The 24,182-nt window shown below is 70.7% G+C and carries 26 protein-coding genes; 12 read left to right on the top strand and 14 right to left on the bottom strand.

What is annotated here, in order from left to right; all coding sequences use genetic code 11:
• Position 1 precedes the first annotated feature (1 nt).
• The 5 genes from ABFJ78_RS22445 (at position 2) to ABFJ78_RS22425 (ending at position 4,357) form a co-directional block, all read left to right on the top strand.
• On the top strand, positions 2-1,156 hold the full coding sequence (locus tag ABFJ78_RS22445) for an acyl-CoA dehydrogenase family protein (RefSeq protein WP_436388292.1): 1,155 nt from the start codon (positions 2-4) through the stop codon (positions 1,154-1,156).
• Positions 1,153-2,064 (top strand): bifunctional MaoC family dehydratase N-terminal/OB-fold nucleic acid binding domain-containing protein, encoded by a 912-nt coding sequence (locus tag ABFJ78_RS22440; protein ID WP_436388291.1) that lies wholly within the window; start codon positions 1,153-1,155, stop codon positions 2,062-2,064. Before ABFJ78_RS22445 ends, ABFJ78_RS22440 begins: the two co-directional genes overlap by 4 nt.
• Positions 2,061-2,447 carry an acyl dehydratase gene (locus ABFJ78_RS22435; protein ID WP_436388290.1) on the top strand — a complete coding sequence of 129 codons (387 nt, stop codon included), beginning with the start codon at positions 2,061-2,063 and terminating at the stop codon, positions 2,445-2,447. The genes ABFJ78_RS22440 and ABFJ78_RS22435 overlap by 4 nt, the downstream gene beginning before the upstream one ends.
• On the top strand, positions 2,444-3,613 hold the full coding sequence (locus tag ABFJ78_RS22430; RefSeq protein ID WP_436388289.1) for a lipid-transfer protein: 1,170 nt from the start codon (positions 2,444-2,446) through the stop codon (positions 3,611-3,613). The genes ABFJ78_RS22435 and ABFJ78_RS22430 overlap by 4 nt, the downstream gene beginning before the upstream one ends.
• An 87-nt stretch (positions 3,614-3,700) precedes the next feature.
• A complete protein-coding gene (locus tag ABFJ78_RS22425) occupies positions 3,701-4,357 on the top strand; it encodes a DUF5134 domain-containing protein (protein ID WP_436388288.1) in 657 nt (218 codons plus the stop codon).
• 111 nt (positions 4,358-4,468) lie between these two features.
• On the opposite strand, the gene ABFJ78_RS22420 is transcribed toward ABFJ78_RS22425, so the two are convergent.
• From ABFJ78_RS22420 to kstD, 6 genes are read right to left on the bottom strand one after another with little or no spacing between them, the layout of a single operon-like run.
• Entirely contained in the window at positions 4,469-4,924 is a 456-nt protein-coding gene (locus tag ABFJ78_RS22420) for a riboflavin kinase (protein ID WP_436388287.1), read from the bottom strand.
• A gap of 34 nt (positions 4,925-4,958) precedes the next feature.
• Entirely contained in the window at positions 4,959-5,807 is an 849-nt protein-coding gene (locus tag ABFJ78_RS22415) for a MaoC/PaaZ C-terminal domain-containing protein (RefSeq protein ID WP_436388286.1), read from the bottom strand.
• Positions 5,808-5,817: 10 nt separating this feature from the next.
• Entirely contained in the window at positions 5,818-6,849 is a 1,032-nt protein-coding gene (locus ABFJ78_RS22410) for a 2Fe-2S iron-sulfur cluster-binding protein (protein WP_436388285.1), read from the bottom strand.
• Positions 6,842-7,099 carry a hypothetical protein gene (locus tag ABFJ78_RS22405; RefSeq protein ID WP_400880744.1) on the bottom strand — a complete coding sequence of 86 codons (258 nt, stop codon included), beginning with the start codon at positions 7,097-7,099 and terminating at the stop codon, positions 6,842-6,844. The genes ABFJ78_RS22410 and ABFJ78_RS22405 overlap by 8 nt, the downstream gene beginning before the upstream one ends.
• A complete protein-coding gene (locus ABFJ78_RS22400; RefSeq protein ID WP_436388284.1) occupies positions 7,096-8,232 on the bottom strand; it encodes a Rieske 2Fe-2S domain-containing protein in 1,137 nt (378 codons plus the stop codon). The genes ABFJ78_RS22405 and ABFJ78_RS22400 overlap by 4 nt, the downstream gene beginning before the upstream one ends.
• Positions 8,229-9,893, bottom strand: a complete 1,665-nt coding sequence (gene kstD, locus ABFJ78_RS22395; RefSeq protein WP_436388283.1) for a 3-oxosteroid 1-dehydrogenase — start codon at positions 9,891-9,893, stop codon at positions 8,229-8,231. The genes ABFJ78_RS22400 and kstD overlap by 4 nt, the downstream gene beginning before the upstream one ends.
• Positions 9,894-9,992: 99 nt before the next feature.
• Here kstD and ABFJ78_RS22390 point away from each other — a divergent pair, with 99 nt between their 5' ends.
• The 7 genes from ABFJ78_RS22390 to ABFJ78_RS22360 all read left to right on the top strand — a co-directional run bounded on the left by ABFJ78_RS22390 (position 9,993) and on the right by ABFJ78_RS22360 (position 16,923).
• The gene (locus ABFJ78_RS22390) at positions 9,993-11,591 is read left to right on the top strand and encodes an FAD-binding protein (protein WP_436388282.1); all 1,599 of its coding nucleotides are present in this window, start codon (positions 9,993-9,995) and stop codon (positions 11,589-11,591) included.
• A gap of 28 nt (positions 11,592-11,619) precedes the next feature.
• On the top strand, positions 11,620-12,783 hold the full coding sequence (gene hsaA, locus ABFJ78_RS22385) for a 3-hydroxy-9,10-secoandrosta-1,3,5(10)-triene-9,17-dione monooxygenase oxygenase subunit (RefSeq protein ID WP_436388281.1): 1,164 nt from the start codon (positions 11,620-11,622) through the stop codon (positions 12,781-12,783).
• Positions 12,783-13,628, top strand: coding sequence for a 4,5:9,10-diseco-3-hydroxy-5,9,17-trioxoandrosta-1(10),2-diene-4-oate hydrolase (gene hsaD, locus ABFJ78_RS22380; RefSeq protein WP_436388280.1), 846 nt, complete (start codon positions 12,783-12,785; stop codon positions 13,626-13,628). Before hsaA ends, hsaD begins: the two co-directional genes overlap by 1 nt.
• Positions 13,628-14,539 carry an iron-dependent extradiol dioxygenase HsaC gene (gene hsaC / locus ABFJ78_RS22375; RefSeq protein WP_436388279.1) on the top strand — a complete coding sequence of 304 codons (912 nt, stop codon included), beginning with the start codon at positions 13,628-13,630 and terminating at the stop codon, positions 14,537-14,539. The genes hsaD and hsaC overlap by 1 nt, the downstream gene beginning before the upstream one ends.
• Positions 14,536-15,075, top strand: a complete 540-nt coding sequence (gene hsaB, locus ABFJ78_RS22370) for a 3-hydroxy-9,10-secoandrosta-1,3,5(10)-triene-9,17-dione monooxygenase reductase subunit (RefSeq protein WP_364446019.1) — start codon at positions 14,536-14,538, stop codon at positions 15,073-15,075. The genes hsaC and hsaB overlap by 4 nt, the downstream gene beginning before the upstream one ends.
• 59 nt (positions 15,076-15,134) lie before the next feature.
• Positions 15,135-16,202 (top strand): alpha/beta fold hydrolase, encoded by a 1,068-nt coding sequence (locus tag ABFJ78_RS22365; protein ID WP_436388278.1) that lies wholly within the window; start codon positions 15,135-15,137, stop codon positions 16,200-16,202.
• Between the two features lie 121 nt (positions 16,203-16,323).
• Positions 16,324-16,923, top strand: a complete 600-nt coding sequence (locus ABFJ78_RS22360; protein ID WP_436388277.1) for an Rv1733c family protein — start codon at positions 16,324-16,326, stop codon at positions 16,921-16,923.
• 1 nt (position 16,924) lies between these two features.
• On the opposite strand, the gene ABFJ78_RS22355 is transcribed toward ABFJ78_RS22360, so the two are convergent.
• From ABFJ78_RS22355 to ABFJ78_RS22320, 8 genes are all read right to left on the bottom strand, one after another.
• Complete coding sequence (locus ABFJ78_RS22355; protein ID WP_436388276.1) at positions 16,925-17,179, bottom strand: Smr/MutS family protein; 255 nt, start codon at positions 17,177-17,179, stop codon at positions 16,925-16,927.
• Positions 17,176-18,237 carry an MBL fold metallo-hydrolase gene (locus ABFJ78_RS22350; RefSeq protein WP_436388275.1) on the bottom strand — a complete coding sequence of 354 codons (1,062 nt, stop codon included), beginning with the start codon at positions 18,235-18,237 and terminating at the stop codon, positions 17,176-17,178. The genes ABFJ78_RS22355 and ABFJ78_RS22350 overlap by 4 nt, the downstream gene beginning before the upstream one ends.
• Positions 18,238-18,247: 10 nt before the next feature.
• Complete coding sequence (locus tag ABFJ78_RS22345) at positions 18,248-19,264, bottom strand: fatty acid desaturase family protein (protein ID WP_436388274.1); 1,017 nt, start codon at positions 19,262-19,264, stop codon at positions 18,248-18,250.
• 185 nt (positions 19,265-19,449) lie between these two features.
• A complete protein-coding gene (locus ABFJ78_RS22340) occupies positions 19,450-21,807 on the bottom strand; it encodes an ATP-binding cassette domain-containing protein (protein ID WP_436388273.1) in 2,358 nt (785 codons plus the stop codon).
• Positions 21,804-22,052: an AraC family transcriptional regulator gene (locus tag ABFJ78_RS22335; protein ID WP_436388272.1), complete on the bottom strand. Its 249-nt coding sequence runs from the start codon at positions 22,050-22,052 to the stop codon at positions 21,804-21,806. The genes ABFJ78_RS22340 and ABFJ78_RS22335 overlap by 4 nt, the downstream gene beginning before the upstream one ends.
• Complete coding sequence (locus tag ABFJ78_RS22330) at positions 22,037-23,230, bottom strand: MFS transporter (RefSeq protein WP_436388271.1); 1,194 nt, start codon at positions 23,228-23,230, stop codon at positions 22,037-22,039. The genes ABFJ78_RS22335 and ABFJ78_RS22330 overlap by 16 nt, the downstream gene beginning before the upstream one ends.
• A 47-nt stretch (positions 23,231-23,277) precedes the next feature.
• Positions 23,278-23,688, bottom strand: coding sequence for a VOC family protein (locus ABFJ78_RS22325; RefSeq protein WP_364446040.1), 411 nt, complete (start codon positions 23,686-23,688; stop codon positions 23,278-23,280).
• A 10-nt stretch (positions 23,689-23,698) separates the two neighbouring features.
• Entirely contained in the window at positions 23,699-24,142 is a 444-nt protein-coding gene (locus ABFJ78_RS22320; RefSeq protein ID WP_372668325.1) for a helix-turn-helix transcriptional regulator, read from the bottom strand.
• Positions 24,143-24,182: the final 40 nt, after the last annotated feature.

Genomic DNA, 24,182 nt, shown 5'->3' with positions numbered 1-24,182 from the left:
GATGCACGTCGAACTGACCGCGGCGCAGAAAGAACTGCGCGCCGAACTGCGCGCGTACTTCGCCGGGCTGATCAGCCCCGACGAACGCCAGGCGATGCGGCGCGAACGGCACGGACCGGTGTTCCGCGAGATCGTCCGCCGGATGGGCCGCGACGGCCGGCTCGGCGTCGGCTGGCCGGTCGAGTACGGCGGGCAGGGCTTCGGCGAGATCGAACAGCACCTGTTCGTCGACGAGGCCGTGCGCGCCGACGTCCAGCTGCCGTCGGTGACACTGCAGACGGTCGGGCCGACGCTGCAGCAGTTCGGCACCGACGAGCAGAAAGCGTTCTTCCTCCCGAAGATCCTGGCCGGGGAAATCCACTTCGCGATCGGGTACACCGAACCGGAAGCGGGCACCGACCTCGCGGCGCTGCGGACGACCGCGGTGCGCGACGGCGACGAGTACGTCGTCAACGGCCAGAAGATCTTCACCACCGGCGGCCACGACGCCGACTACATCTGGCTCGCCGTCCGGACCGCGCCCGACGCGCCGCGGCACAAGGGCATCTCGATCCTCATCGCGGACACGAGCGACCCCGGCTACTCGTGGACGCCGATCATCACCTGCGACGGCGCCCACCACGTCAACGCGACGTACTATTCGGACGTCCGCGTACCGGTGAACCGGTTGGTGGGCAAGGAGAACGAGGGCTGGCGGCTGATCACGACGCAGCTCAACCACGAGCGCGTAATGCTCGGCCCGGCCGGGCGGATCGGCGGGCTGTACGACCGCGTGCGCGCCTGGGCCGCCGCCCACGGCCTGCTCGACCTCGCCGACGTGCGGGCCGTGCTGGCCGACGCCGTGGCGGTGACGCGGGTGAACGAGCTGCTGAACTGGCAGGTCGCGGTGTCCTCGGCGAGTGCGCCGGTGGCCGTCGCGGACGCCTCGGCGACCAAGGTCTTCAGCTCCGAAGTCATCCAGCGGATCGGCCGGAACCTCGAAGAACTGGTGGCGCGCCACGGCGATCTGTCCGATCCGGACACCGCCGAGCTGGCGGAGTGGCTGGACGTCTCCGCCAAGCGCAACATCGTGCTGACCTTCGGTGGCGGGGTCAGCGAAATCCAACGGGAGCTGATCGCCTCGATCGGCCTGGGCCTGCCGAGGATGCCGCGATGACCGACATCTTGAAGACCGCCGAGGAGATCGCCGCCCGCGGGGAGTGCGCGCCGCGCCTGGCGCGTGATCCGGTGAACCAGGCCATGGTGAACAACTGGGTCGAAGCGATCGGGGACACCAACCCCGTCTACACCGACCCGGAGTTCGCCGCCCGGAGCGTCCACAAGGGACTTGTCGCACCGCCGGCGATGGCGCAGGTGTGGACGATGGGCGGGCTGAACGTCCCGCGGGGGAGCGACGACCCCCTGGGTTTGATGATGGAGTTGCTCGACGAAGCCGGGTTCACCTCGGTCGTCGCGACGAATTCCGAGCAGACCTATCACCGTTACCTGCGTCCGGGCGAGCAGGTCGAGGCGCGGACCCGGCTGGAGAGCGTCGTCGGTCCGAAGAGGACTGCCCTCGGCGAGGGCTGGTTCGTCACCACGCGGATGACCTGGTACGTCGGCGAGGAAGCCGTCGCGGAAATGATGTTCCGGGTGTTGAAGTTCCGCCCACCGGCACCGAAGCCGCCGCCCGCGCCGGTCCTGCGGCCGGTGATCAGTCGTGACACGGAGTTCTTCTGGGAAGGCCTCCGCCAGGGCGAACTGCGGATCCAGCGCTGGGGTGAGACGCTGCGGCACCCGCCGGGGCCGATGCCGCCGGACGGCGCGCTGGACGCGAAGCCGGACTACGTCGTCGCGAGTGGCCGCGGGACCGTGTTCTCGTACGTCGTGCACCACCACCCGCCCGTGCCGGGCAAGGAGCTGCCGTTCGTCGTGGCCCTGGTGGAGCTGGAAGAAGGGGTCCGGGTGATGGCCGAGCTGCTGGACGCGGCGCCGGAGGAGGTCCACATCGGACTTCCGGTGGTGGCGGCGTTCGTCCGGGTCGACGACGACCTGACGCTGCCCGCGTGGAAGGTGGCCCGATGACCGTCACCGAGGGAACCGAGCTGCCACCGCTGACGATCGAGGCGACGCCGACGTTCGTCGTCAGCACGGCGCTGGCCACGCGCGACTTCCAGGACGTGCACCACGACCGCGATGCCGCGGTCCAGCGCGGATCGAAGGACATCTTCCTCAACATCCTCACCGACACCGGCCTGGTGCAGCGGTTCGTGTCGGACTGGGCCGGGCCGGAGGCGCTGATCCGGTCGATCAGGATCCGGCTCGGCGTTCCTTGCTACGCCTACGACACGCTGACGTTCACCGGCCGGGTGCTGTCGGCTTCGGGCCGGGACGTCGTCGTCTCGGTGTCCGGAGTGGACAGTCTCGGCGAGCACGTCGCCGGGACCGTGGAGGTGACGCTGCCGTGACGCTCTCGGGCCAGGCGGCCATCGTGGGGATCGGCGCGACGGAGTTCTCGAAGGACTCCGGGCGCAGCGAACTGCGGCTGGCGGCCGAATGCATCTCGCACGCGCTGGCGGACGCCGGCCTGACGCCGTCCGATGTGGACGGCCTGGTGTCGTTCACCATGGACGGCAACGCGGAGATCGCCGTGGCGCGGGAACTGGGGATTCCCGAACTGAAGTTCTTCAGCCGCATCCACTACGGCGGCGGCGCGGCGGCGGCGACCGTGCAGCAGGCCGCGATGGCGGTGGCGACCGGCGTCGCGGACGTCGTTGTCGCCTATCGGGCGTTCAACGAGCGCTCGGGGATGCGGTTCGGGCAGGTGTCCTCGGCCGCGGCCGGGCAGGTCAATTCGTCCGGTGTGGACAACGCGTTCCACTACCCGATGGGCATCGCGACCCCGGCGGCGACCGTCGCCATGGTGGCGCGGCGGTACCTGCACGACTACGGCGCCACGAGCGAGGACTTCGGCCGGATCGCGGTGCTCGACCGCAAGCACGCGGCGACCAACCCGAACGCGTGGTTCCACGAACGGCCGATCACCCTGGCGGAGCACCAGGCGTCGCGCTGGGTGGCGGAGCCGCTGCACCTGCTCGACTGCTGCCAGGAGAGCGACGGCGGGGTCGCGCTGGTCGTGACGAGTCTTTCCCGGGCGCGGGACCTTGCTCGGCCGCCGGCGGTGATCGCCGCGGCGGCGCAGGGGAGCGGGCCGGACCAGTACGTGATGACCAGCTACTACCGCGACGACCTGGCCGCGCTGCCGGAGATGGGCGTCGTCGGCCGGCAGCTGTGGGCCCAGTCCGGGCTCGGACCGTCCGATGTGGACGTCGCCGTGCTGTACGACCACTTCACGCCGTACGTGCTGATGCAGCTGGAGGAACTGGGTTTCTGCGGCCGCGGCGAGGCGAAGGACTTCATCGCCGACGGCACGCTGGAGCTCGACGGCGCGCTGCCGCTCAACCCGCACGGCGGGCAGCTCGGCGAGGCGTACATCCACGGCATGAACGGCATCGCCGAGGGCGTCCGCCAGCTGCGCGGCACGGCGGCCAACCAGGTCGGCGGGGCGTCGCGGGTGCTGGTCACGGCGGGTACCGGGGTGCCCACCAGTGGACTCATCCTGACGGGTGACTGAGCCTCACCTCATTGACGGCTGGTGCGTGGCCGTCGTGGGTGTCACGGTGGATACACCACCCACGACGGAGAGTGAGGCCGACTGGCGATGGTGGTCGACTGGGCGCTGACGGCGGCGTTCGCGGCGCTGGCGTTGCCGTGCGTGCTGCGGCTGGTCCGCCTCGACTACGCCCGCCTCGGGGCGGCGGTCCGCCACGGCGACCTGGCGGAGCTGCTGCTGGTGGTGGCGATGGTGGCGATGCTGTCCCCGGTGGGCGGCCCGATCCCGGCGGCGGGCTGGCAGGCGGTCCTGGCGCTGACGGCGGGCTGGTTCGCGGTGGCATGGTGGCGCGGGCGCCGGTCGGGCTGCGCGCACCACGCGCTTTCGGCGGCGGCGATGTGCTACATGGTGACGGCGATGCCCCACGGCGGCATGGACCACGGCCCTTGGCTGACCATGTCCACAATGGATTCGGGGTTGGCGTTGCCGGTGGTGGCGGTGGTTGCGGCGGGGTATTTCGTGGTGGACGCGGCTTGGTCGGGGGTGGGAGTGGTGCGCGGCGCGGCGGGGGCCGCGCTCGGAGCGGTGGACGGTGCCGCTGGTGCTGGAGCCGCGGCGGACGCTGTTGCTGTTGACGCCGGTGCCGGAGTCGTAACCGGCGCCGCTGGTGGCGCGTCGGCGCGGGCCGGGCAGGCTTCGCGCGCGGTGTGCCGGGCGGCGATGGGGGCCGGGATGGGCTATATGCTCCTGGCTGCGGCTCTTTGAGGCGGCCCGGATGTAGTGAATGACTCATTCCTGTCGCCAGGTGACATGAATGAGTCATTCACGTCATCCGGACCGGACCGGCCGCCCGCTCAGCCCGCGCGGGCCGGCGGGTCAGCCCTCAACCCGCCGGACCTCGCCCAGCGGGCTCTCGCCCACCGCCGGGAGCGAAGCCGCCGGGTGCTCCGTCGTCCACTGGGTCGCCGCCGCGATGTCGTTCTTCAACGCCGTGATCAAGTCCTCCGCCGACGAGTACTTCTGCTGCTCCCGCAGATGGGACCCCAGCCACACCACGAGCGTCTCGTCGTACAGATCGCCCGTGAAGTCCAATATGTGGGCCTCCAGCAGCCGGTACCCGTCCGCTCCGTAGTACGTCGGGCGGCGGCCGACCGAGATCGCCGCCGGGAGGTTCGTTCCGTCCTCGCGACGGACCCAGCCCGCCCACACTCCGTCGCCGATCGAGCCGGCCTGGTCGCGCAGCGCTATGTTCGCCGTGGGAAAGCCCAGCTCACGGCCTCGCTCGTCGCCGTGTTCGACCGTTCCCCGCACCACGAAGTATTCGGAAGTCACCCCTCCACGGTAGCGGGCGACGGCCGGGACGGTCTCACGAAGTGGGCACCAGTACCGTGTCCGCCAGCACCGGCGCGTCGTCGCGCTCGACCGCCGACGTCGTCACCAGCAGCCGGTCGGGTGAGCGCCACACCCGTGTCCGGAGCGTCTCGCCCGGGAACACCACCCCGGCGAACTTCGTCGAGAACGACGCCACCCGCGCCGGGTCGCCGTCCAGGAGCTCGTTCACCAGCACCCGGGCCACGATCCCGTACGTGCACAGCCCGTGCAGGATCGGCCGGTCGAACCCGGCCGCCCGGGCGAACGCCGGGTCCGCGTGCAACGGGTTCCGGTCGCCGCACAGCCGGTACAGCAGCGCCTGCTGCGGCAACGTCGGCGTCTCGAAGACGAAGTCCGGCGCGCGGGACGGCCACTCGATCCGGTCTGACGGCCCCCGCGAGCCGCCGAACCCGCCCTCGCCGCGAGCGAAGATGCTCGACCGGGCCGTCCACAGTGGATCGCCCGAGGACGACGTGACCGACACCTCCTGGATCACCACCGCGGCCTTGCCCTTGTCGTACACGTCCGCGATCCGCGACCGGGCCACCGCCTTGCCCGCCGTCGGGATCGGCCGGTGCAGGGTGATCTCCTGCTTGCCGTGCAGCACCTTCGCCAGGTCGATCTCGACGCCGGGGAACGACACCGCCGGCGGGTCGAACACGCGCAGGTTCGCCGCGACCGTCGCGAACGTCGGCAGCACCACCAGGTCCTGCTCGTAGGTGTAGCGCAGCTCGTCCGGGCCGGCTCCCAGCGCGAGGTGGTAGAGCAGCACGTCCGACGACGTCCAGGCGAAGTTCACCTCGCCGATCTCGGCGCCGATCGCGACCGCGGGATCGATGGGCACGCGGGAGCTCCTATTCGTAGCTGATCGAGACGTCGTCGGTGACCGGCAGCGACTGGCAGGCCAGCACGATGCCGTCCGCGATGTCCTCGACGTCCAGGACCTCGTTGTGCAGCATCTTCACCTCACCCGACACGATCCGGCACGCGCACGCACTGCATTGTCCCTCGCGGCACGAGTAGGGCGCGTCCAAGCCCGCGTCCAGCAGGTGGTCCAGAAGCTTCCGCTGCCGCGGCCACGCCATCGAGCGCGTCTCGCCGTCGAGAGTCACCGTCAGTGCCGCCGGGGACGAATCCGCAACCGGCTCTTCCTCGGAGACGACGGCTTCGAACGGGTTCCCGGTCAGCGACGTGAACTTCTCGACGTGCACCCGGTCCCGCGGCACCCCGAGCTGCCCGAGCGCCTCCCGCACGGCGGCCATGAACGGCGCCGGACCACACAGAAAAGCCTCATGAGACGTATAAGCGGAAGCCAGCCCGCGCAGCTGCGACACGTCCGGCAGGCCCTGGACGCTCTCCAGCCAGTGCACGACGACCAAGCGATCGCCGTGCCGCTTCGCCAGCGACGCCAGTTCGCCCGCGAAGATCACCGAATTCTCGTCGCGGTTCGCGTAGACCAGCACGACCCGGCCGGACCCGGTTTCCAGCGCCGTCTTGAGGATCGCCATCACCGGCGTGATGCCGCTGCCGCCGGCGAAGAGCAGGAAGTCCTCGTCCACCGAGGTCGGGCAGAACACCCCAGCCGGCGCCAGCACGTCCACGGTCATCCCCGGGCGAAGCGACGAGCACACCCAGCTCGACCCGTACCCGCCGTCGGTGCGCTTGACCGTCACCTGCACGCGGTTCTCGTGCGGCGCGCTCGACAGCGAGTAGCACCGCGCCACCGAACCGGTCCGGTCGCTGGGGATCTTCAACGTCAAGAACTGCCCGGCGGTGTAGGAAAACGCCGAAGCGTGCTCGGGCGGGATCTCGAAGACCACCGAGCGCGCGTCCGGCGTCTCGACGACGACGTCGGCTACGGTCAGCGTGTAGACCCGCTCACCCATCGGCCACCGCCAGTGAGCCCTCCCGGACCGCGTCGCCGATGCTGTCCGCCAGCTTCGGGCACGTGTCGAGCAGCGCCGACGGGCCGTCCGCGTCCGCGAACACCGGGCAGCTGTCGGCGGGCCGGGACGTCCACTGGATGCTCGTGTGCTGGATGCTGTTCTTCTTCACCAGCACGCACGTCCCGCAGCTGCGGCACTCGTGCGGCCGCAGCCCGCCCGACAGGAACTCGGTCTGCTCGGCGGTGGTCACACTTCCGCCTCGGTCTTCTGTCGCGCCAGGTTCTCGGCGACTTCGGCCGCCCACGCCTCGTTCGCCTTCGAAGTGTCCACTTCGAACTCGAAGCGCCGGGTCATGTCCTCGGTGACGTCGGCCGCGTCGACGTAGAACTGCTGGTACCACCGGCGAAGCTGGTAGACCGGACCGTCCTCTTCGCACAGCAGCGGGTTGTCGATCTGCGTCTTGTGCTTCCAGATCTCGACGTCCTGCAGGAACCCGGCCCCGATCCCGCGCGCCAGCTTCGCCGCGATCTTGTCCGCGTGCTCGTCGGTGAGCCCGTGCTGCTTCTTGACCTTCATCCCGTACTGCAGCACGAACGACGTCGGCGTCACGGGGTAGTGGCAGTTGATGAGCACGCTCTCGATCTCGTAGCCCTGGAACGAGTTCACCAGCTTGTTGATCATGTAGGACGGCCCGAAGTACGACGCCTCCGAGCGCAGCAGGTTGTCCTCGCCGCCGTAGTTCGACGCCATGCCCATGTCCGGGCGGCCCTTGGTGTTGAGGTACTGCGTCGCGATGTGGCCCTCGAAGACGTTCTTGAAGTACGTCGGGTAGGCGTAGTGGATGTAGAAGAAGTGGGCCATGTCGACGACGTTGTCGATGATCTCCCGGCAGTTCGAGCCGTCGATGAAGATCTCGTCCCAGGTCCAGTTGCTCCACTCGTCGCTGTAGGCCGCCTCGATCCGCGGGATGGCCAGCTCCTCCGGCGGCGGGTTGCCCTCCGGGTCGTGCCAGACCATGAGCTGGCCGTTCTGCTCCGACGTCGTCCACGACCGCGTCCGCGCGCGCAGCGGAACCCGCTTGGCGTAGGGGATCGAGACGCACTTGCCCTTGCCGTTCCAGCGCCAGTCGTGGAACGGGCACGCGACCTCGTCGCCCTTGATGCTGCCCTGCGTGAGATCGCCGCCCATGTGCCGGCAGTAGCCGTCCAGGACGTTCAACTCTCCGCGCGAGTCGGCGAACACGACGAGCTTCGTGCCGAACGCCGTGACGGCGTGGGGTTTCCCGTCGCGGAACCGCTCGGCCAGGCCGAGGCAGTGCCAGCCGCGCGCGAACCGGGTCGGCGGCTCACCGGCGTAGATCGTGCGTACTGACTCCTGCGTCATCGCTCGCCTCCCGTGGTCCCTTGATCTTCGTGCGCCAGCCGCGTCGCCGCAAGGTAGCCGAACACCATGGCCGGGCCGATGGTCGCGCCCGGCCCGGCGTACGTCCGGCCCATCACGGCCGCGCTGACGTTGCCCGCGGCGTAGAGGCCCGGCACGACCGAGCCGTCTTCGCGCAGGACTCGTGCTTGTTCGTCGGTCCGCAGCCCGCCCTTGGTGCCGAGGTCGCCCGGCACGATCTTCACCGCGTAGTACGGCGCTTTGTCGAGCGGGCCGAGGCTGGGGTTGGGTTTGTTGCGCGGGTCGCCGTAGTAGTGGTCGTACTTGCTGACCCCGCGCTGGAAGTCCTCGTCGACGCCGTTGCGCGCGAAGCCGTTGAAGCGCGTCACCGTGGCTTCCAGGCCGTCGGCCGGGACGTCCATCTTCGCGGCCAGCCCGGCCAGCGTGGCCGACTTCACCGCGATCCCGGCCTTGAACCAGCGGCCGGGCAGCGGCTGGCGCGGCCCGACGCCGGTGAACATGTACCGGTCCTTGTAGCGCTGGTCGAACACCAGCCAGGTGGGGATGTGCTCGCCCGGGCCGTCGCCGGAGCCGTACATCGCGTGCACGGCCTCGACGTAGGGCGCCGACTCGTTGACGAACCGCTGCCCGCGCGCGTCGACCATGATGCAGCGCGGCCGCGACCGCTCGGCGAGCGCGAACCACGGCCCGCCGGTGAGCGGCAGCGACGGCCCCCACCAGGCGTCGTCCATCAGGTCGAGCGCGGCGCCGAGCTTGAGGCCGGCGGTGATGCCGTCGCCGGTGTTGGCGGCCGCGCCGACGGTCCAGTCGATGCCGATCGGCGCCCGCTGGTACTTCTCGCGCATCTCGAGGTTCTGCTCGAAGCCGCCGCTGGCGAGGATCACCCCGCGCCGGGCCCCGACGACCCCGTCCGGGGTCACGACGCCGGTGACGCGGTCGTCTTCGACCCGCAGGTCGACCAGCGGCGTGTTCAGCCGGACTTCGACCCCCGCCCTGGTCAGGCCCACCCGCAGGCCGGCCGCAAGCGCTTGCCCCATGCTCAGCAGCCGCTGCCCGCGGAGCTTCCCGACGAGCCACTGGACGCCGAGCGACAGCATCCGGACGGCGCCGCGCGGGTGCCGCGCGAGGAGGCTCAGCCAGCGGTAGTCGGCCTGGGTGATCGGCACGCCGAGCGGGGGAGCGCTGTACGGCGGTTCGAGGTGGGCCAGCTCGGCGCCGAGCAGCTTGCCGTCGAAGGCCATCGGCTCGACCGACCGGCCGCCGGGCCGCCCGCCGGGCGCCTCGGGGTGGTAGTCGCTGTAGTCGCGGACCCACCGGAACTTCAGCGGCGTGTGGTCGCAGACGAACTTCAGGACTTCGGGGCCGTGGTCGAGGAAGGTGTCGCGCCGGACGGCCGGGACGACGTCGCCGACGATCGAGGCCAGGTACTCGCGCGCCCGCTCGGGGGGTTCGTCGATCCCGGCGGCGCGCAGCGCGTGGTTGCCCGGCAGCCAGACCCCGCCGCCGGAGCGGGCGGTCGAGCCGCCGAAGCAGGCCGCCTTCTCCAGGACGACGACGCTCAGACCGGCTTTCGCTGCGGCCAGCGCGGCGGTCATCCCGGCGGCGCCACTGCCGACCACGACGACGTCGAACTGCTCCGTCATTGCACCCTACCTATAACGTGTTCCACGAAATGAGTATCCAGTTGGGAGCCGCTTCCGTCACCATAGACGAGAACGTGTTTCAGTTCTAGGGTAGCGACCATGGACGAGCTCTTCGCGGACGTGGTCATCGTGGGGTTCGGGGCGGCCGGCGCCTGCGCCGCCCTCGAAGCGGCCGACGCGGGCGCCGAGGTCATCATCGTCGAACGGTTCGCCGGTGGCGGCGCGAGCGCGGTCAGCGGCGGCGTGGTCTACGCGGGCGGCGGTACCGCCCAGCAGCTCGACGCGGGCGTCGACGACTCCGTCGACGCGATGTACGCCTACCTGCGGCTCGAGGCCGGGGACGTCGTCTCCGAGGCGACGCTCCGGCGGTTCTGCGAGGGCAGCCGCGAGATGATCACCTGGCTGGAGGGCAACGGCGTGCCGTTCGAAGGCAGCCTCTGCCCGTACAAGACGTCGTACCCCAGCGACGACCACTACCTGTACTACTCCGGCAGCGAGGCCGCGGGCGGGTTCCGCGACGCGGCGAAGCCCGCCCCTCGCGGGCACCGGGTCAAGGGGCCCGGAACCTCGGGAAAGATGCTGATGAACCGCCTGAAAGAGGCGGTGCGCGAGCGCGGGATCCGGGTGCTGACGCAGACGCACGTCCGGAGCCTGGTGCAAGAGGACGGCCGCGTCACCGGGCTCGTCGCCGACTCGCTGAGCGACGCCCCCGCACGGGTGCGGGCGCGGCACCAGCGCTTCGCGCAGTACGCCGCGAAACCGGGGATCTACGTGCCCTCGTTGCGCAAGTCGCTGCACCGGCGCGTCGAACGCTTCGAGCGCGCGCACGGACGTGAGCTGCGGATCACCGCCCGGCGCGGGGTCGTGCTCGCCGCCGGGGGGTTCATCGCGAACCGCGAGATGGTGCGCGAGCACGCGCCGCGGTACCGCGGCGGGCTCGCGCTCGGCACGTCCGCCGACAACGGGTCGGGCATCCGGCTCGGTGTCGAGGCCGGGGGTGCGACCGGCGAGCTGGGCCGCGTCTCCGCGTGGCGGTTCGTGACGCCGCCCAGCGCGTTCCTCGGCGGGATCATCGTCGACGCGGGTGGCCGGCGGGTCATCGACGAGTCCCGGTACGGCGCCGCCGTCGGCGAGAAGCTCATCGAAGAGCACGAGAGCAAGGGCTGGCTGCTCGTCGACGCGCCGATCGTCGCGGAGGCCCGGCGGGACGGCCGGAAGCAAAGCCAGTGGTTCCAATGGCTCCAGCTGCGCTACCTGCTGCGACGCGGCCGCGTGATCGGCGCGACGGTCGAGGAGGCCGCGCGCAAGGCCGGCGTCGATCCGCGGGGACTGCGCGCGAGCGTCGAGGCTTATCACGGCGCTTCGGATCCGGTCGGCAAGCCCGACGAGTTCCGCCGGCGGCTCGAGCACCCGCCGTTCTCGCTCATCGACATCTCGGTCCGGCCCAACCTGGGGTATCCCACGCCGATGCTGACCCTCGGTGGCCTGGTCGTCGACGAGGACACCGGCGCGGTGCGGAGCACGGCGGGGGAGCCGATCGCGGGGCTGTACGCCGCCGGCCGCACCGCGGTGGGAATCTGTTCCAGGTCCTACGTGAGCGGGTTGTCCCTGGCCGACTGCGTGTTTTCCGGCCGCAGGGCAGGGATCAACAGTGCCCTGGCGCAGGGCGTTCTCGACAAAAACGAGAACGTGTTCTAGTCTTGGCGCAGAGACAGAAGGAGTGCGCATGAGCGAGCAGGTGATCGCCGGGGTCCGGGACCTCCTGCCGGTCCTGCGGGAACGGGCCCAGGACACCGAGGACGCGCGGAACGTGCCCGAGGAGTCCGTCAAGGCCCTGCAGGAGACCGGGTTCTTCAAGATGCTGCAGCCGAAGCCGTTCGGCGGGCTCGAATCCGACCCGGTGAGCTTCTACACCGCGGTCAAGCTGATCGCGAGCGCGTGCGGGTCCACCGGCTGGGTCGCCTCCATCCTCGGCGTCCACCCGTGGCACGTCGCGCTGTTCGACGCCCAGGCCCAGCAAGAGGTCTGGGGTGAGGACGAGGACGTGCGGATCTCTTCGTCGTACGCGCCGATGGGCAAGGCGGAGGTCGTCGACGGCGGCTACCGGCTGTCCGGCCGCTGGAGCTTCTCCTCCGGCTCCGGCCACTGCACGTGGGTGCTGCTCGGGGGACCCGCGTTCAAGGACGGCAAACCGGTCGACTTCTGCACGTACCTGCTGCCCATCGCGGACTACACCATCGTGGACGTCTGGGACACCGTCGGCCTGCGCGGTACCGGTTCGAACGACATCGTCGTGGAGGACGTCTTCGTGCCGCAGCACCGGGCGCTGAGCTTCATCGCGACGTCGAAGTGCAAGGTGCCGGGCCAGGCCGTCAACCCCGGTCCGCTGTACCGGTTGCCGTACGGCTCGGTGCACCCGTCCACGATCACCGCGCCGATCATCGGCATGGCCCAAGGCGCCTACGACGCGCACGTCGAGCACCAGCGCAAGCGCGTGCGGGCCGCGTACGCCGGTGAACAGTCCAAAGAGGACCCGTTCGCCAAGGTCCGGATCGCCGAGGCGGCCAGCGAGATCGACGCCGCTTGGCTGCAGCTGACCCGCAACATCGACGAGCTGTACGAACTGGCCAAGCGCGAGGAACGGCTGCCCTCCGATCTGCGCCTGCGCGTGCGGCGTGACCAGGTCCGCGGCACCGAACGCGCGATCGCCGCGATCGACCGGCTCTTCGAGAACTCCGGCGGTCGCGCGATCCAGCGCGGCACCCCGATCCAGCGCTTCTGGCGCGACGCGCACGCCGGCCGGGTCCACGCGGCCAACGACGCCGAGCGCGCGTACGTCATGTTCGGCACCGGGGTCTTCGGGCTCCCCGTCGAGAACGCGATGTACTGATGGCTGCTCCCGAAGGCAAGTACGTCCAGGCCGGTTCGCTGAAACTGCACTACCACGAAGCCGGTGCGGAACACGCCGAGACGGTCATCCTGCTGCACGGCGGCGGGCCCGGCGCGTCGGCGTGGAGCAACTTCGGCCGCAACCTGCCGGAGTTCGCCAAGCACTACCGGACGATCGCCGTCGACCAGCCCGGCTTCGGCCGGTCGGACAAGCCGACCGAACACCCGCAGTACTTCAGGCACAGCGCGGACGCCGTCGCCGGCCTGATGGACACGCTCGGCATCGAGCGCGCCCACTTCGTCGGCAACTCCCTCGGTGGCGGCGCGGCGGTCCGGTTCGCGTTGAACCACGGCAAACGCGCCGGCCGGCTGGTGCTGATGGGCCCGGGCGGGCTGAGCGTCAACCTCTTCGCGCCCGACCCGACCGAGGGCGTCAAGAACCTCGGCAAGTTCGGCGCGAAACCGAGCCGGGAGCGGATGGAAGCGTTCCTGCGCATCATGGTCCACGACCAGGCGCTGATCACCGACGAGCTGATCGACGAACGCTTCGCCGCGGCGAACACCCCGGAGTCCCTCGCCGCGATGCGGGCGATGGGGAAGTCGTTCGCCCACCCCGAAACCTACGAAGAAGGCATGCTCTGGCGCGAAGCCCACCGGCTGCGCCAGCGCGTGCTCCTGATCTGGGGCCGCGAGGACCGCGTCAACCCCCTGGACGGCGCGCTCGTGGCGCTCAAGACGATTCCGCGCGCGCAGCTGCACGTGTTCGGCGGCTGCGGGCACTGGGCCCAGCTGGAGAAGTTCGACGAGTTCAACCGGCTGGCCCTCGACTTCCTCGGGAGTTCCTGATGGGCATCCGGTCACTGGGCTACCTCCGCATCGAAGCCACCGACATGGCGGCGTGGCGCGAGTACGGGCTCAAGGTGCTCGGCATGGTCGAAGGCAGCGGTACGAATCCCGACGCGCTTTACCTGCGCATGGACGACTTCCCGGCGCGGCTGGTCATCACGCCGGGACCGGCCGACCGGCTGGCGACCACCGGCTGGGAGGCGGCCAACGCCGGCGAGCTCGCCGAGATCCGGTCGCGGTTGGACAGTGCTTCGGTACCGTACAAGGAAGGCACGCCGGAAGAGCTGGCCGACCGCCGCGTCGACGAGCTGATCAGCTTCGACGACCCGTCCGGCAACACCCAGGAGGTGTTCCACGGCGTCGCGTTGCAGCACCGGCGCGTGGTGAGCCCGTACGGCCACAAGTTCGTCACCGGCGAGCAGGGTCTCGGCCATGTGGTTTTGTCTACAAAGGACGACGAGGCGTCGCTGCGGTTCTACCGGGACGTCCTCGGTTTCCGGCTGCGCGACTCGATGCGCCTGCCGCCGCAGATGCTCGGCCGGCCCGCCGACGGGCCGCCCGCGTGGCTGCGCTTCTTCGGCTGCAACCCGCGTCACCACAGCCTGGCGTTCCTGCCGATGCCGACGCCGTCCGGGATCGTGCACCTGATGGTCGAGGTGGAGAACACCGACGACGTCGGCCTGTGCCTCGACCGCGCGATCCGGCGCAAGGTGCCGATGTCGGCCACCCTCGGCCGGCACGTCAACGACCTGATGCTGTCGTTCTACATGAAGACCCCCGGCGGCTTCGACGTCGAGTTCGGCTGCGAAGGCCGGCAGGTCGACGACGACAACTGGATCGCCCGCGAAAGCACCGCGGTTTCCTTGTGGGGCCACGACTTCTCGGTCGGCGCGCGGCCCCCGGGCGCATGACCGCGGTGGCGGTCGACCAAGCCGGCTTCCGCAGTGTCCTCGGGCACTTCTGCACGGGTGTCACGGTGGTCACCGGCCGGCACGGCGACACGCTCGCCGGGTTCGCCTGCCAGTCGTTCGCCGCGTTGTCGCTGGACCCGCCGCTGGTGCTGTTCTGCCCGGCCCGCACGTCCCGGACCTGGCCGGTGCTGGCCGCGGCGGGCCGGTTCGCGGTCAACGTGCTGGCCGAGGACCAGCAGGAGGTCAGCGCGGTGTTCGGCGCCCGCGGCGAGGACAAGTTCGCCCGGGTCGGCTGGACGCCGGCGCCGTCCGGGGCACCGCTGCTCGACGGCGCGTTGACCTGGATCGACTGCGCGCTGGAGGCGGTCCACGAGGCCGGCGACCACTACGTCGTGATCGGCCGCGTGACCGCGTTGGGCGCGCCGTCGGACGCGCGGCCGCTGCTGTTCCACCGCGGCCGGTACGCGGTCACCGAACCGGCGAAGGACGCGCTGTCGGCGCTGATGCCGTGGCCGCGCCCGGACGACTGGCTCTGACGTAACGGCTGCGGGGCCGTGGGCGACTTCCCGGGAGTCGTCGCCCGAGGAGGACCGCAGTGCAGCTGTCCGGTTTCCCGGCCGCCGAGGTGGAGTTCGACCGGACCGGCGAGCTCGTCGGCGACCGCGGCGCGGCCGTGCGGGCGCTCGCGGCCGACCCGGCGGTCACCGACCTCGTCGTCCTGACCCACGGCTGGAACGACGACCACCTCGTCGCGCGGCTGCTCTATTCCGCGCTGGCGGGGTCGCTGCGCGCGGTTTCGGGCGGACTGCCGGGCCGGCGGATCGCGTTGGCCTGCGTGCTGTGGCCGTCGCGCAAGCTCGCCGAGGGCGGGGTGGCGGAGCGGCTGGACCTGCTGCGGGACCTGGTGCCCGAGCAGCGGCTGACCATCGACGCCGCGGCCGACCTCGTCCCGGCGCTGACCGCCCGCGCGACCGCGCGCACCGCCTTCGCCGCCGCGCTGCTGTCGGCCGCCGCCCGGGGCGCGGACGACCACGAAGACGCGTCGGCGCAGCTGTTCACGCTCCCCGGCGGCACGGTGATGGACCGCCTCGGCGCCGACGCGGCCGCGCATCTGCTCGACTTCCTCGCCTACTACGAGATGAAAGCCCGCGCGGGCGAAGTCGGCGTCCGCGGTCTCGCGCCGCTGCTGGCCGATTGTGCCGGGTCGAAGCTCCACCTCGTCGGCCACAGCTTCGGCGGCCGGCTCGTCACGGCGGCCGCGAACGCGTGCCCGGCCGGGTCCGTGGCCACGCTGACCCTGCTGCAGGCAGCGTTCTCGCACGACGCCTTCGCGGGCGCGTTCCGCCGGGTCCTGGCCGAGCGCGTCGTGACCGGGCCGATCCTCGTCACGCACTCCGCGCGCGACGTCGCCGTCGACGTGGCGTTCGCGATCGCGGCGCGGATCGCCGGAGCCGAGTCCGGCAGCTACGGCGCGATCGGCCGCACCGGCGCGCAGCGGACCGCCGAGACCGTCCCGGCGGAGCTGTTGCCGGTGAGCGGGACATACGAGTGGCGGCCGGGCGTTCCGCACAATTTGCGGGCCGACCGGTTCGTCCGCGGCCACACGGACGTTTGCGGGCCGCAGATCGCTCACGCGCTGTCGTCGGCGATCGCGGCGAGTTAGCGCGACCGGGTGGTTGTGGAGGGTTTCACAGGTGGGCCGCATCCCATTTACGAGAGAAAGTCGAGCCCCTGAGCGCACACTGTTACCTAGTTGAAGTTTTTCTGGGAGGAGTGTGTCGCGCATGCGTGGGCCCAGCGGACGGATCGCCCGGTTCCGGCGCCGGTTGCACCCCGGCCGCAACCCGCTGACCAGGTTCGGCGACCGCGTCGAGGCCGCCCTGCTGGTGCTGGTCTTCGCCGGCGCACTGCTGGCGTTGCCGTTCGCGGCGGCGTTCGGCTCCGAGACCTACGCCGCGCAGACCGCCCGCGCCGAGCAGGAACGCACGACCCGCCACCCGGCGACGGCGGTGTCCCTGGCCGCGGCGCCCAACCAGCCGTACAGCACCGACGGCGCGGGCGCGCCGGCCGACCAGACGACGGTCCAGGCAGCCTGGTTCGACGCGCGCGGAGCCCGCCACACGGGCGACGTCCTGGCGGACGCGGGCAGCCCGGCGGGCACGCACGTCACGGTGTGGCTGGACCAGCGCGGCGAGCTGACGAACGAGCCGCTCTCGCCGTCGACGTCGGTGGCCGACGGCATCTTCGCGGCGATCCTGCTGTGGGTGGCGATCACGGGCTCGCTGGCGGGTTTGTACGGAATCGGCCGGTTCGCGGTGAGCCGCGTCCACGCGTCGGCGTGGGACCGCGCCTGGGCCCAAGCCCGCCACGACAGCCGGTTCTGAGTCACTTCCAGCGGAAGTGCACGAACACCCTGCCGAAGTTGTCCTTGTCCTTTTCGACGCGGTGGTAGAGCGCCTTGACGTCCTTGCGCTCGAGGAACCGCAGCACGCGCTTCTTCAGCTGACCCGACCCCTTGCCGGGGATGATCTCGACCAGCGGCGCCTTCTTGGCGACGGCCTCGTCGATGATCGCTTTGAGCGCCCGGTCGATCTCGCCGCCACGGTTGTAGAGGTCGTGGAGGTCGAGCTTCAGCTTCACAGCGCCTGCCACCAGCCGTCGACCGCCGGGGGCGCGGTCACGTCGATGCGCTCGCCCGGGCGGGGGATCGCCAGCGGCAGGTCCGCCGCCTTCGCCTCGCGCCACACCCGGTCCGCCGGCTCGCCCCACGGGTGCATCGCCAGCTGGAACGTCGCCCAGTGCACCGGGACCAGCAGCTTCGCCCGGACGTCGAGCCCTGCCGCGACGCCTTCCTCCGGCGTCATGTGGATGTCCGGCCAGTGCGGGGCGTACGCGCCGATCTGGATCAGGGCCGCGTCGAACGGGCCGTGCGCTTCCCCGATCGCGGCGAACCCGTCGAAGTAACCCGTGTCCCCGCTGTAGAACACGCGGTGCTCCGGGCCCAGCAGCACCCACGAGGTCCACAGCGTGTCGTCGTTCGTGATGCCGCGGCCGGAGAAGTGCTGGGCCGGGGTCGCCACGAACCGGACACCCGCGACCGTCGCTTCTTCGTGCCAGTCCAGCTCGATGATCCGGCCGGCCGGGACGTGCCAGCGTTCCAGGTGCGCGCCGACCCCGAGCGGGACCAGGAACGGCGCTTCCGACGACGTCACCAGCTCGCGGACCGTGGCCAGGTCCAGGTGGTCGTAGTGGTCGTGCGAGATCACGACCGCGTCGACCCGGCCGAGGCCGGAGAGCGGGACCGGCGGCTCGTGCAGCCGCCGGGGGCCGGCGAACGCCGCCGGGGACACGCGGTCGCTCCACACGGGGTCGAGGAGCACGCGGGCGCCGTCCAGTTCGACCAGCGCCGACGCGTGGCCGTACCAGGTCAGGTGCAGGCCCTCCGCCGCCTCGACCGGCGCCGACGCGACCAGCGGCACCGCCCCGACGGGTTTGCGCAGCTCGCGGTGCTCGCCGAAGAACATCTCGCGGAAGATGGTCCGCATCGCCGCCGCGGTCATCGGGTGCCGGGGCGCGGCGTTGCGGAACACCTTGCCGTCGAACTGCGGCGAGGTGCGGACCCGCTCGGCCCGCGCGCCGGTGGCCTTCGCGCCGAACGCCGCCGGCAGGTCCTTCAACGCCGCGATCGTCTTCCTCATGGGATCGAGTCTACGAACGGTTCCTGAGAGGCGCCCCAGCTTCATGCAGGTGGGTGAGGGCCTGCCGGTAGGACTCGACGAGGCTCGTCTGCAGGTAGGGAATGCCCAGCTCGGCGCAGTAGCCCTGGACGATCGGCTGCGCCAGCCGCAGGTGCCGCGATGGCATGCTCGGGAACAGGTGGTGCTCGATCTGGTAGTTGAGGCCGCCGAGGGCCACGTCGGTGACGACGCCGCCGCGGACGTTGCGGGACGTGAGGACCTGCTTGCGGAGGAAGTCGAGCTCGGGGCGCCCGGTCAGCGTCGGCATGCCCTTGTGGTTCGGCGCGAAGATCGATCCCATGTAGACACCCCAGAGTCCTTGGTGGACGGCGAAGAACAGCAGCGCCATACCGGGGGAGAGCACGGTGAACAACGCGGTGAGGTACACGACGACGTGCGTGGCGAGCAACGCGGCTTCGACACCGCGGCGGCGCAGGCCCGGCTTGCGCACCGCGCGGATCCCCGACACGTGCAGGTTGAGTCCTTCGAGCGTCAGCAGCGGGAAGAAGAGGAAGGCCTGGTAGCGCCCGATGAACCGCGCGACGCCGCTCGCGTTGCGGGCCTGGTCCTTCGACCACACGAGGATGTCGGGATCGACGTCCGGGTCGAGCTCCTCGTGGTTCGGGTTGGCGTGGTGGCGGGTGTGCTTGTCCATCCACCAGCCGTAGCTCATCCCGATCCCGAGGTTGCCGGCGAGCATCCCGGCGATCTCGGTGGGCCGCCGGCGCCGGAAGACCTGCTTGTGCGCGAGGTCGTGCGAGAGCAGGGCGATCTGCGCGAACATGACGGCCTGGAACGCGGCGACGGCCAGCTGCCACCACGAGTTCCCGAGCAGCGCGAAGGCCACCCAGCCGGCCGCGAACAACCCGCCGACGACGGCGAACCGGGCGGTGTAGTAGCCGGGCCGCCGCACCATCAGGCCGGCGGCGGAGATGCGGTGGCTCAGCCGGGCGAAGTCGCTGCCGGTGCTGATCTCTGTCGTGGTCACCCACCCGAGTCTTCGCGGTAGGGGCCTTCGCCGGAACCCGGACGGCACCAGGCAATTTCGGGGGGCCCGCCCTACCCCGCCTTCTGGTATGGAGCGCCCCAATGTGGCCTTGGTTGCGTCTCACGCACCCAAGGCGGCCTTCGGTGCGTCTCACGCACCGAAGGCCACATTGGGGCGCTTGAGCGTCAGCCGATGTACTCCGCGAGGTGCTCGCCGGTCAGCGTCTTCTTCCGCGCCTTCACCAACTCCGCCGGCGTCCCCTCGAAGACCACCCGGCCACCGTCGTGACCCGCGCCCGGGCCCAGGTCGATGATCCAGTCCGCGTGGGCCATCACCGCCTGGTGGTGCTCGATGACGATCACCGACTTGCCCGCCTCCACCAGCCGATCCAGCAGGCCCAGCAGCTGCTCCACGTCGGCCAGGTGCAAACCGGCCGTCGGCTCGTCGAGGACGTACACCCCGCCCTTCTCCGCCATGTGCGTCGCCAGCTTGATGCGCTGCCGCTCGCCGCCCGACAACGTCGTGAGCGGCTGGCCGAGCGTCAGGTAGCCCAGGCCGACGTCGGACAGGTGCGTCAGGATCTTGTGCGCCGCCGGCAGTGCGGCGTCGCCGGAAGAGAAGAACTCCTTCGCCGAAGCCACCGACATCCCGAGCACCTCGCTGATGTCCCGGCCGCCGAAGGTGTACTCCAGCACCTCCGCGTTGAACCGCTTGCCCTCGCACACCTCGCACGGCGTCGCCGTGCCGGCCATGATCCCGAGGTCGGTGTAGACGACGCCCGCGCCGTTGCAGTTCGGGCACGCGCCCTCGGAGTTCGCGCTGAACAGCGCCGGCTTGACGCCGTTGGCCTTGGCGAACGCCTTGCGGATCGGCTCCAGCAAGCCCGTGTACGTCGCCGGGTTGCTGCGGCGCGAACCGCGGATCCCGGTCTGGTCGACCGTCACGACACCCTCGCTGCCGGACACCGAGCCGTGGATCAGGGAGCTCTTGCCCGAGCCCGCCACCCCGGTCACGACGACCAGCACGCCGAGCGGGATGTCGACGTCGACGTCCTTCAGGTTGTGCGTCGTAGCACCTCGCACCTCCAGGAAGCCCGACGGCGAGCGCACCGACGACTTCAGCGCCGCCCGGTCGTCCAGGTGCCGCCCGGTCAGCGTCCTGCTCTTGCGCAGACCGGCCACCGTGCCCTCGAACACGACTTCGCCGCCGGCCGAACCGGCGTGCGGGCCGAGGTCGACGACGTGGTCGGCGATCGCGATCGCCTCCGGCTTGTGCTCGACGACCAGCACCGTGTTGCCCTTGTCCCGCAGCTGCAGCAGCAGGTCGTTCATGCGCCGGATGTCGTGCGGGTGCAGGCCGATCGTCGGCTCGTCGAAGACGTAGGTGACGTCGGTGAGCGACGACCCCAGGTGCCGGATCATCTTGGTGCGCTGGGCTTCCCCGCCCGAAAGCGTCCCGGATGGACGGTCGAGCGAGAGGTAGCCGAGGCCGATCTCGACGAACGAGTCGAGCGTGCGCCGCAACGCTTCCAGCAACGGCGCGACCGACGGCTCGGCCAGCTTCCCCACCCACGCGGCGAGGTCGCTGATCTGCATCGCGCACGCGTCGGCGATGCTGATCCCGTCGATCTTCGACGACCGGGCCTCCTCGGACAGCCGCGTGCCGTCGCAGTCCGGGCACGTCGTGAACGTGACGGCCCGCTCGACGAACGCGCGGATGTGCGGCTGCATCGCGTCGACGTCCTTGGAGAGGAAGGACTTCTGGATCGCCGGCACGAGCCCCGAGTACGTCAGGTTGATGCCCTCGACCTTGATCTTGGTCGGCTCCTTGTACACCAGGTCGTTGAACTGCTTCTTGGTGTACTTCTTGATCGGCTTGTCCGGGTCGAAGAAGCCGGAGCCGCGGAAGATGCGGCCGTACCAGCCTTCCATGCTGTAGCCCGGGATCGTGATCGCGCCTTCGTTGAGCGACTTGTTCTCGTCGAACAGCGCGGTCAGGTCGATGTCGTTGACCTTGCCGCGGCCCTCGCAGCGCGGGCACATGCCGCCGGTGATGCTGAAGCTGCGCCGCTCCTTGATCTGCCGCCCGGCCTTCTCGATGGTGACCGCGCCGGCGCCGCTGATCGAAGCGACGTTGAACGAGAACGCTTGCGGCGAACCGATGTACGGCTGCCCGAGCCGGCTGAAGAGGATGCGCAGCATCGCGTTCGCGTCGGTGGCCGTGCCGACCGTGGAGTGCGGGTTGGCGCCCATCCGCTCCTGGTCGACGATGATCGCGGTGGTGATCCCGTCGAGCACGTCGACGTCGGGCCGGGCCAGCGTCGGCATGAACCCCTGCACGAAGGTGCTGTAGGTCTCGTTGATCAGCCGCTGCGACTCCGCGGCGATCGTGCTGAACACCAGCGAGCTCTTGCCGGAGCCGGAGACCCCGGTGAACACGGTCAGCCGTCTTTTCGGCAGTTCGACGTGGACGTCCTTGAGGTTGTTCACGCGCGCGCCGTGGACGCGGATCAGGTCGTGGCTGTCGGCGACGTGCTTGGTCATCGGGGCTCCAGGACTCGGTCGAAGGTGAGCGTGCGGGCCGCCCGGGCGGCCCGCTGGTAGGCGTGCGGGGGCTGCCCGAAGGCGTCCCGGAAGCGGCTGAGGAACTGCTCGGCCGTCATGCCCGCGCTGTGGGCGAGCACCTCGACGTCGAGGGACTGCTCGCGGTCGATGCGGTCGCGGACGCGGCGCAGCAGCGCCAGTTCGCGGAAGTGCTCGCGCGCGGCGGCGGTCAGGCTGAGGCACATGTCGGTTCCCTTTCCGTGGTGCGGCCGAGGACCGCCCGGGCCGCGATCGGGAGCAGCAGCAGGGTCAGCACCCCGGACAGCACGAGCCCGCCGGTGCTGCCGGCCAGTTCGATCAACGGTCCGCCGAGGGCCAGGCCCAGCGGCGCGGCCACGGTGGCGCCGGTCGTCCACAACGTGACGACCTGTTGTTGTTCGCCGGGGGCGAGGCCGGACTGCAGGAAGCTGTAGGCGACCGGCGTGAACGGCGCGTACACCAGGCCGCCCAGGCCGAAGACGACCAGCGCGAGCGTCAGGTTCCCGGCGAACGCGAGCGCGATCGGGCACAGCGCCCACAGCCCGATGATCGCGACCAGCAGCGGCCGCTGCGGCAGGTTCCGCAGCCGGCTGACCAGCGCGGCGCCGACGAACGCGCCGACCCCGAGCGCGCCCCACAGCAGCCCGAGGCCGGACGCGCCGGCGTGCAGCGTCTCGCTCACGTACAGCGGGAGCGCCACTTCGATGGGCATGTAGAGGAAGTTGAAGAAGAACTCGACGACCAGCAGCCGCGCGGCCACCGGGCGGCGCCGCAGGATCCGCCAGCCGGACGTCTTCGGCTCGCGCAGGGCATCGGGTCCCTCGGTCGCGCGAGGCACGAACAGCAGCGTGGCCGCCAGCAGGACCAGCGCGCCGGCCGCGTCGAAGAAGAGCGCGTAGCCCGCGCCCGCCGTCGCCACGACCAGCCCGCCCAGCACCGGCCCGGCGATGTAGAGCGCGAACGTGGTGTTCAGGCCGAGCAGGCCGTTGACCGAGAACTGCCCGGCCTCGCCCGCCGCCGACGTCGCCAGGAGCCGGCGGCCGCTCGACCCGGCCAGCTTGAACGTCGCGCCGAAGAGCAGCCCGAAGATCAGGACGGGCAGCGTGAGCCGGCCGGTGACGGCCAGGACGCCGAGCGCGGCGAAGGTGAGCGACCGCAGCACGCAGTCGGCGACCAGCAGGGTGCGCGGCGGGACGCGCACCCGGCCCAGCCCGATGGCCAGCGCGAGGACGGTCGACAGCACGAACGGCGCGGCCTCGACCAGCCCGATCGCGATCGCCTTCGGGACGTTCCCGTGCAGCGACAGCGTCTGCACGGGCATCGCGACGATGATCATCCCGGTGCCGACGTTGGCCAGCAGGTCCCCCAGCAGCAGCCCGCCCACGCGCCGGTCACCCAGGACCTGGCGGTAGGAGCGGGCCGCGACCTCGGTCAGCGGAGCTCCTGGATGCGCAGGAGGTTCCCGGCGGGGTCGCGGAAGGAGCAGTCGCGGACGCCGTAGGGCTGCTCGACCGGCTCCTGGACGACCTCGGCGTTGCCCGCTTCGAGCTTCGCGAAGAGGGCGTCGAGGTCCTTGGTGGCGAGGTTGATGCCGGCGTAGGTGCCCTTGGCCATCATCTCGTTGATGGTGCGGCGCTCGTCGTCGGTGAGGCCGGGCGTCGCGGTCGCCGGCGCCAGCACGATCGCGGTGTCGGGCTGGTTCGGCGGGCCCACGGTGATCCAGGCCATGTCGCCGTACTTGACGTTCATCCGGACCTCGAAGCCGAGCAGGTCGCGGTAGAAGGCGAGGGAGGCTTCCGGGTCGGTGTGCGGGAGGAAGCTCGAGTGAATGGTGACGTCCATGGTCGTCACCCTAGGTGGCGGCCGAGGGCCGCGCTTCTCGATTCCTGATCGGTCTGGTGACCTGTTTGGCCACGCACGGCGGCATGCCCAAGGTCGCCTGGGCCTGCTCTTCGCGGTAGACGCTCGGCGGCACGCCGACCAGCTCGGCGAACCGGGTGCTGAAGGTGCCCAGCGACGAGAACCCGACGGTGAAGCACACCTCGGTGACGCTCAGCTCGCCCTTGCGCAGCAGCGCCATCGCGCGTTCGATCCGCCGCGTCATGAGGTACGAATACGGTGACTCTCCGTAGGCCTTGCGGAACTGGCGGCTGAGGTGCCCGGCGGACATGCTCACGCCCTTGGCGAGCGCCTCCACGTCGAGCGGCTGCGCGTACTCCCGGTCGATGCGGTCCTTGACGCGGCGCAGCAGCGCGAGGTCGCGCAGGTACTGCTCGGAGGCGGACGTGCTGCTCACCGGGCCAATCGTGCCACACCGGACGGCTTCCGCGGGACGC

The sequence above is a fragment of the Amycolatopsis sp. MEPSY49 genome, assembly GCF_051337345.1.
Taxonomy (GTDB): domain Bacteria; phylum Actinomycetota; class Actinomycetes; order Mycobacteriales; family Pseudonocardiaceae; genus Amycolatopsis.
This window is presented reverse-complemented; position numbering and strand designations above follow the sequence as displayed.

Coding starts and splice junctions, on each gene's coding strand:
- hsaB (WP_364446019.1), top strand. CDS start 14,536: ATGACCGCGGTGGCGGTCGACCAAGCCGGCTTCCGCAGTGTCCTCGGG.
- hsaA (WP_436388281.1), top strand. CDS start 11,620: ATGAGCGAGCAGGTGATCGCCGGGGTCCGGGACCTCCTGCCGGTCCTG.
- ABFJ78_RS22440 (WP_436388291.1), top strand. CDS start 1,153: ATGACCGACATCTTGAAGACCGCCGAGGAGATCGCCGCCCGCGGGGAG.
- hsaC (WP_436388279.1), top strand. CDS start 13,628: ATGGGCATCCGGTCACTGGGCTACCTCCGCATCGAAGCCACCGACATG.
- ABFJ78_RS22360 (WP_436388277.1), top strand. CDS start 16,324: ATGCGTGGGCCCAGCGGACGGATCGCCCGGTTCCGGCGCCGGTTGCAC.
- ABFJ78_RS22425 (WP_436388288.1), top strand. CDS start 3,701: ATGGTGGTCGACTGGGCGCTGACGGCGGCGTTCGCGGCGCTGGCGTTG.
- kstD (WP_436388283.1), bottom strand. CDS start 9,893: ATGACGGAGCAGTTCGACGTCGTCGTGGTCGGCAGTGGCGCCGCCGGG.
- hsaD (WP_436388280.1), top strand. CDS start 12,783: ATGGCTGCTCCCGAAGGCAAGTACGTCCAGGCCGGTTCGCTGAAACTG.
- ABFJ78_RS22390 (WP_436388282.1), top strand. CDS start 9,993: ATGGACGAGCTCTTCGCGGACGTGGTCATCGTGGGGTTCGGGGCGGCC.
- ABFJ78_RS22340 (WP_436388273.1), bottom strand. CDS start 21,807: ATGACCAAGCACGTCGCCGACAGCCACGACCTGATCCGCGTCCACGGC.
- ABFJ78_RS22435 (WP_436388290.1), top strand. CDS start 2,061: ATGACCGTCACCGAGGGAACCGAGCTGCCACCGCTGACGATCGAGGCG.
- ABFJ78_RS22445 (WP_436388292.1), top strand. CDS start 2: ATGCACGTCGAACTGACCGCGGCGCAGAAAGAACTGCGCGCCGAACTG.
- ABFJ78_RS22335 (WP_436388272.1), bottom strand. CDS start 22,052: ATGTGCCTCAGCCTGACCGCCGCCGCGCGCGAGCACTTCCGCGAACTG.
- ABFJ78_RS22350 (WP_436388275.1), bottom strand. CDS start 18,237: ATGAGGAAGACGATCGCGGCGTTGAAGGACCTGCCGGCGGCGTTCGGC.
- ABFJ78_RS22400 (WP_436388284.1), bottom strand. CDS start 8,232: ATGACGCAGGAGTCAGTACGCACGATCTACGCCGGTGAGCCGCCGACC.
- ABFJ78_RS22325 (WP_364446040.1), bottom strand. CDS start 23,688: ATGGACGTCACCATTCACTCGAGCTTCCTCCCGCACACCGACCCGGAA.
- ABFJ78_RS22410 (WP_436388285.1), bottom strand. CDS start 6,849: ATGGGTGAGCGGGTCTACACGCTGACCGTAGCCGACGTCGTCGTCGAG.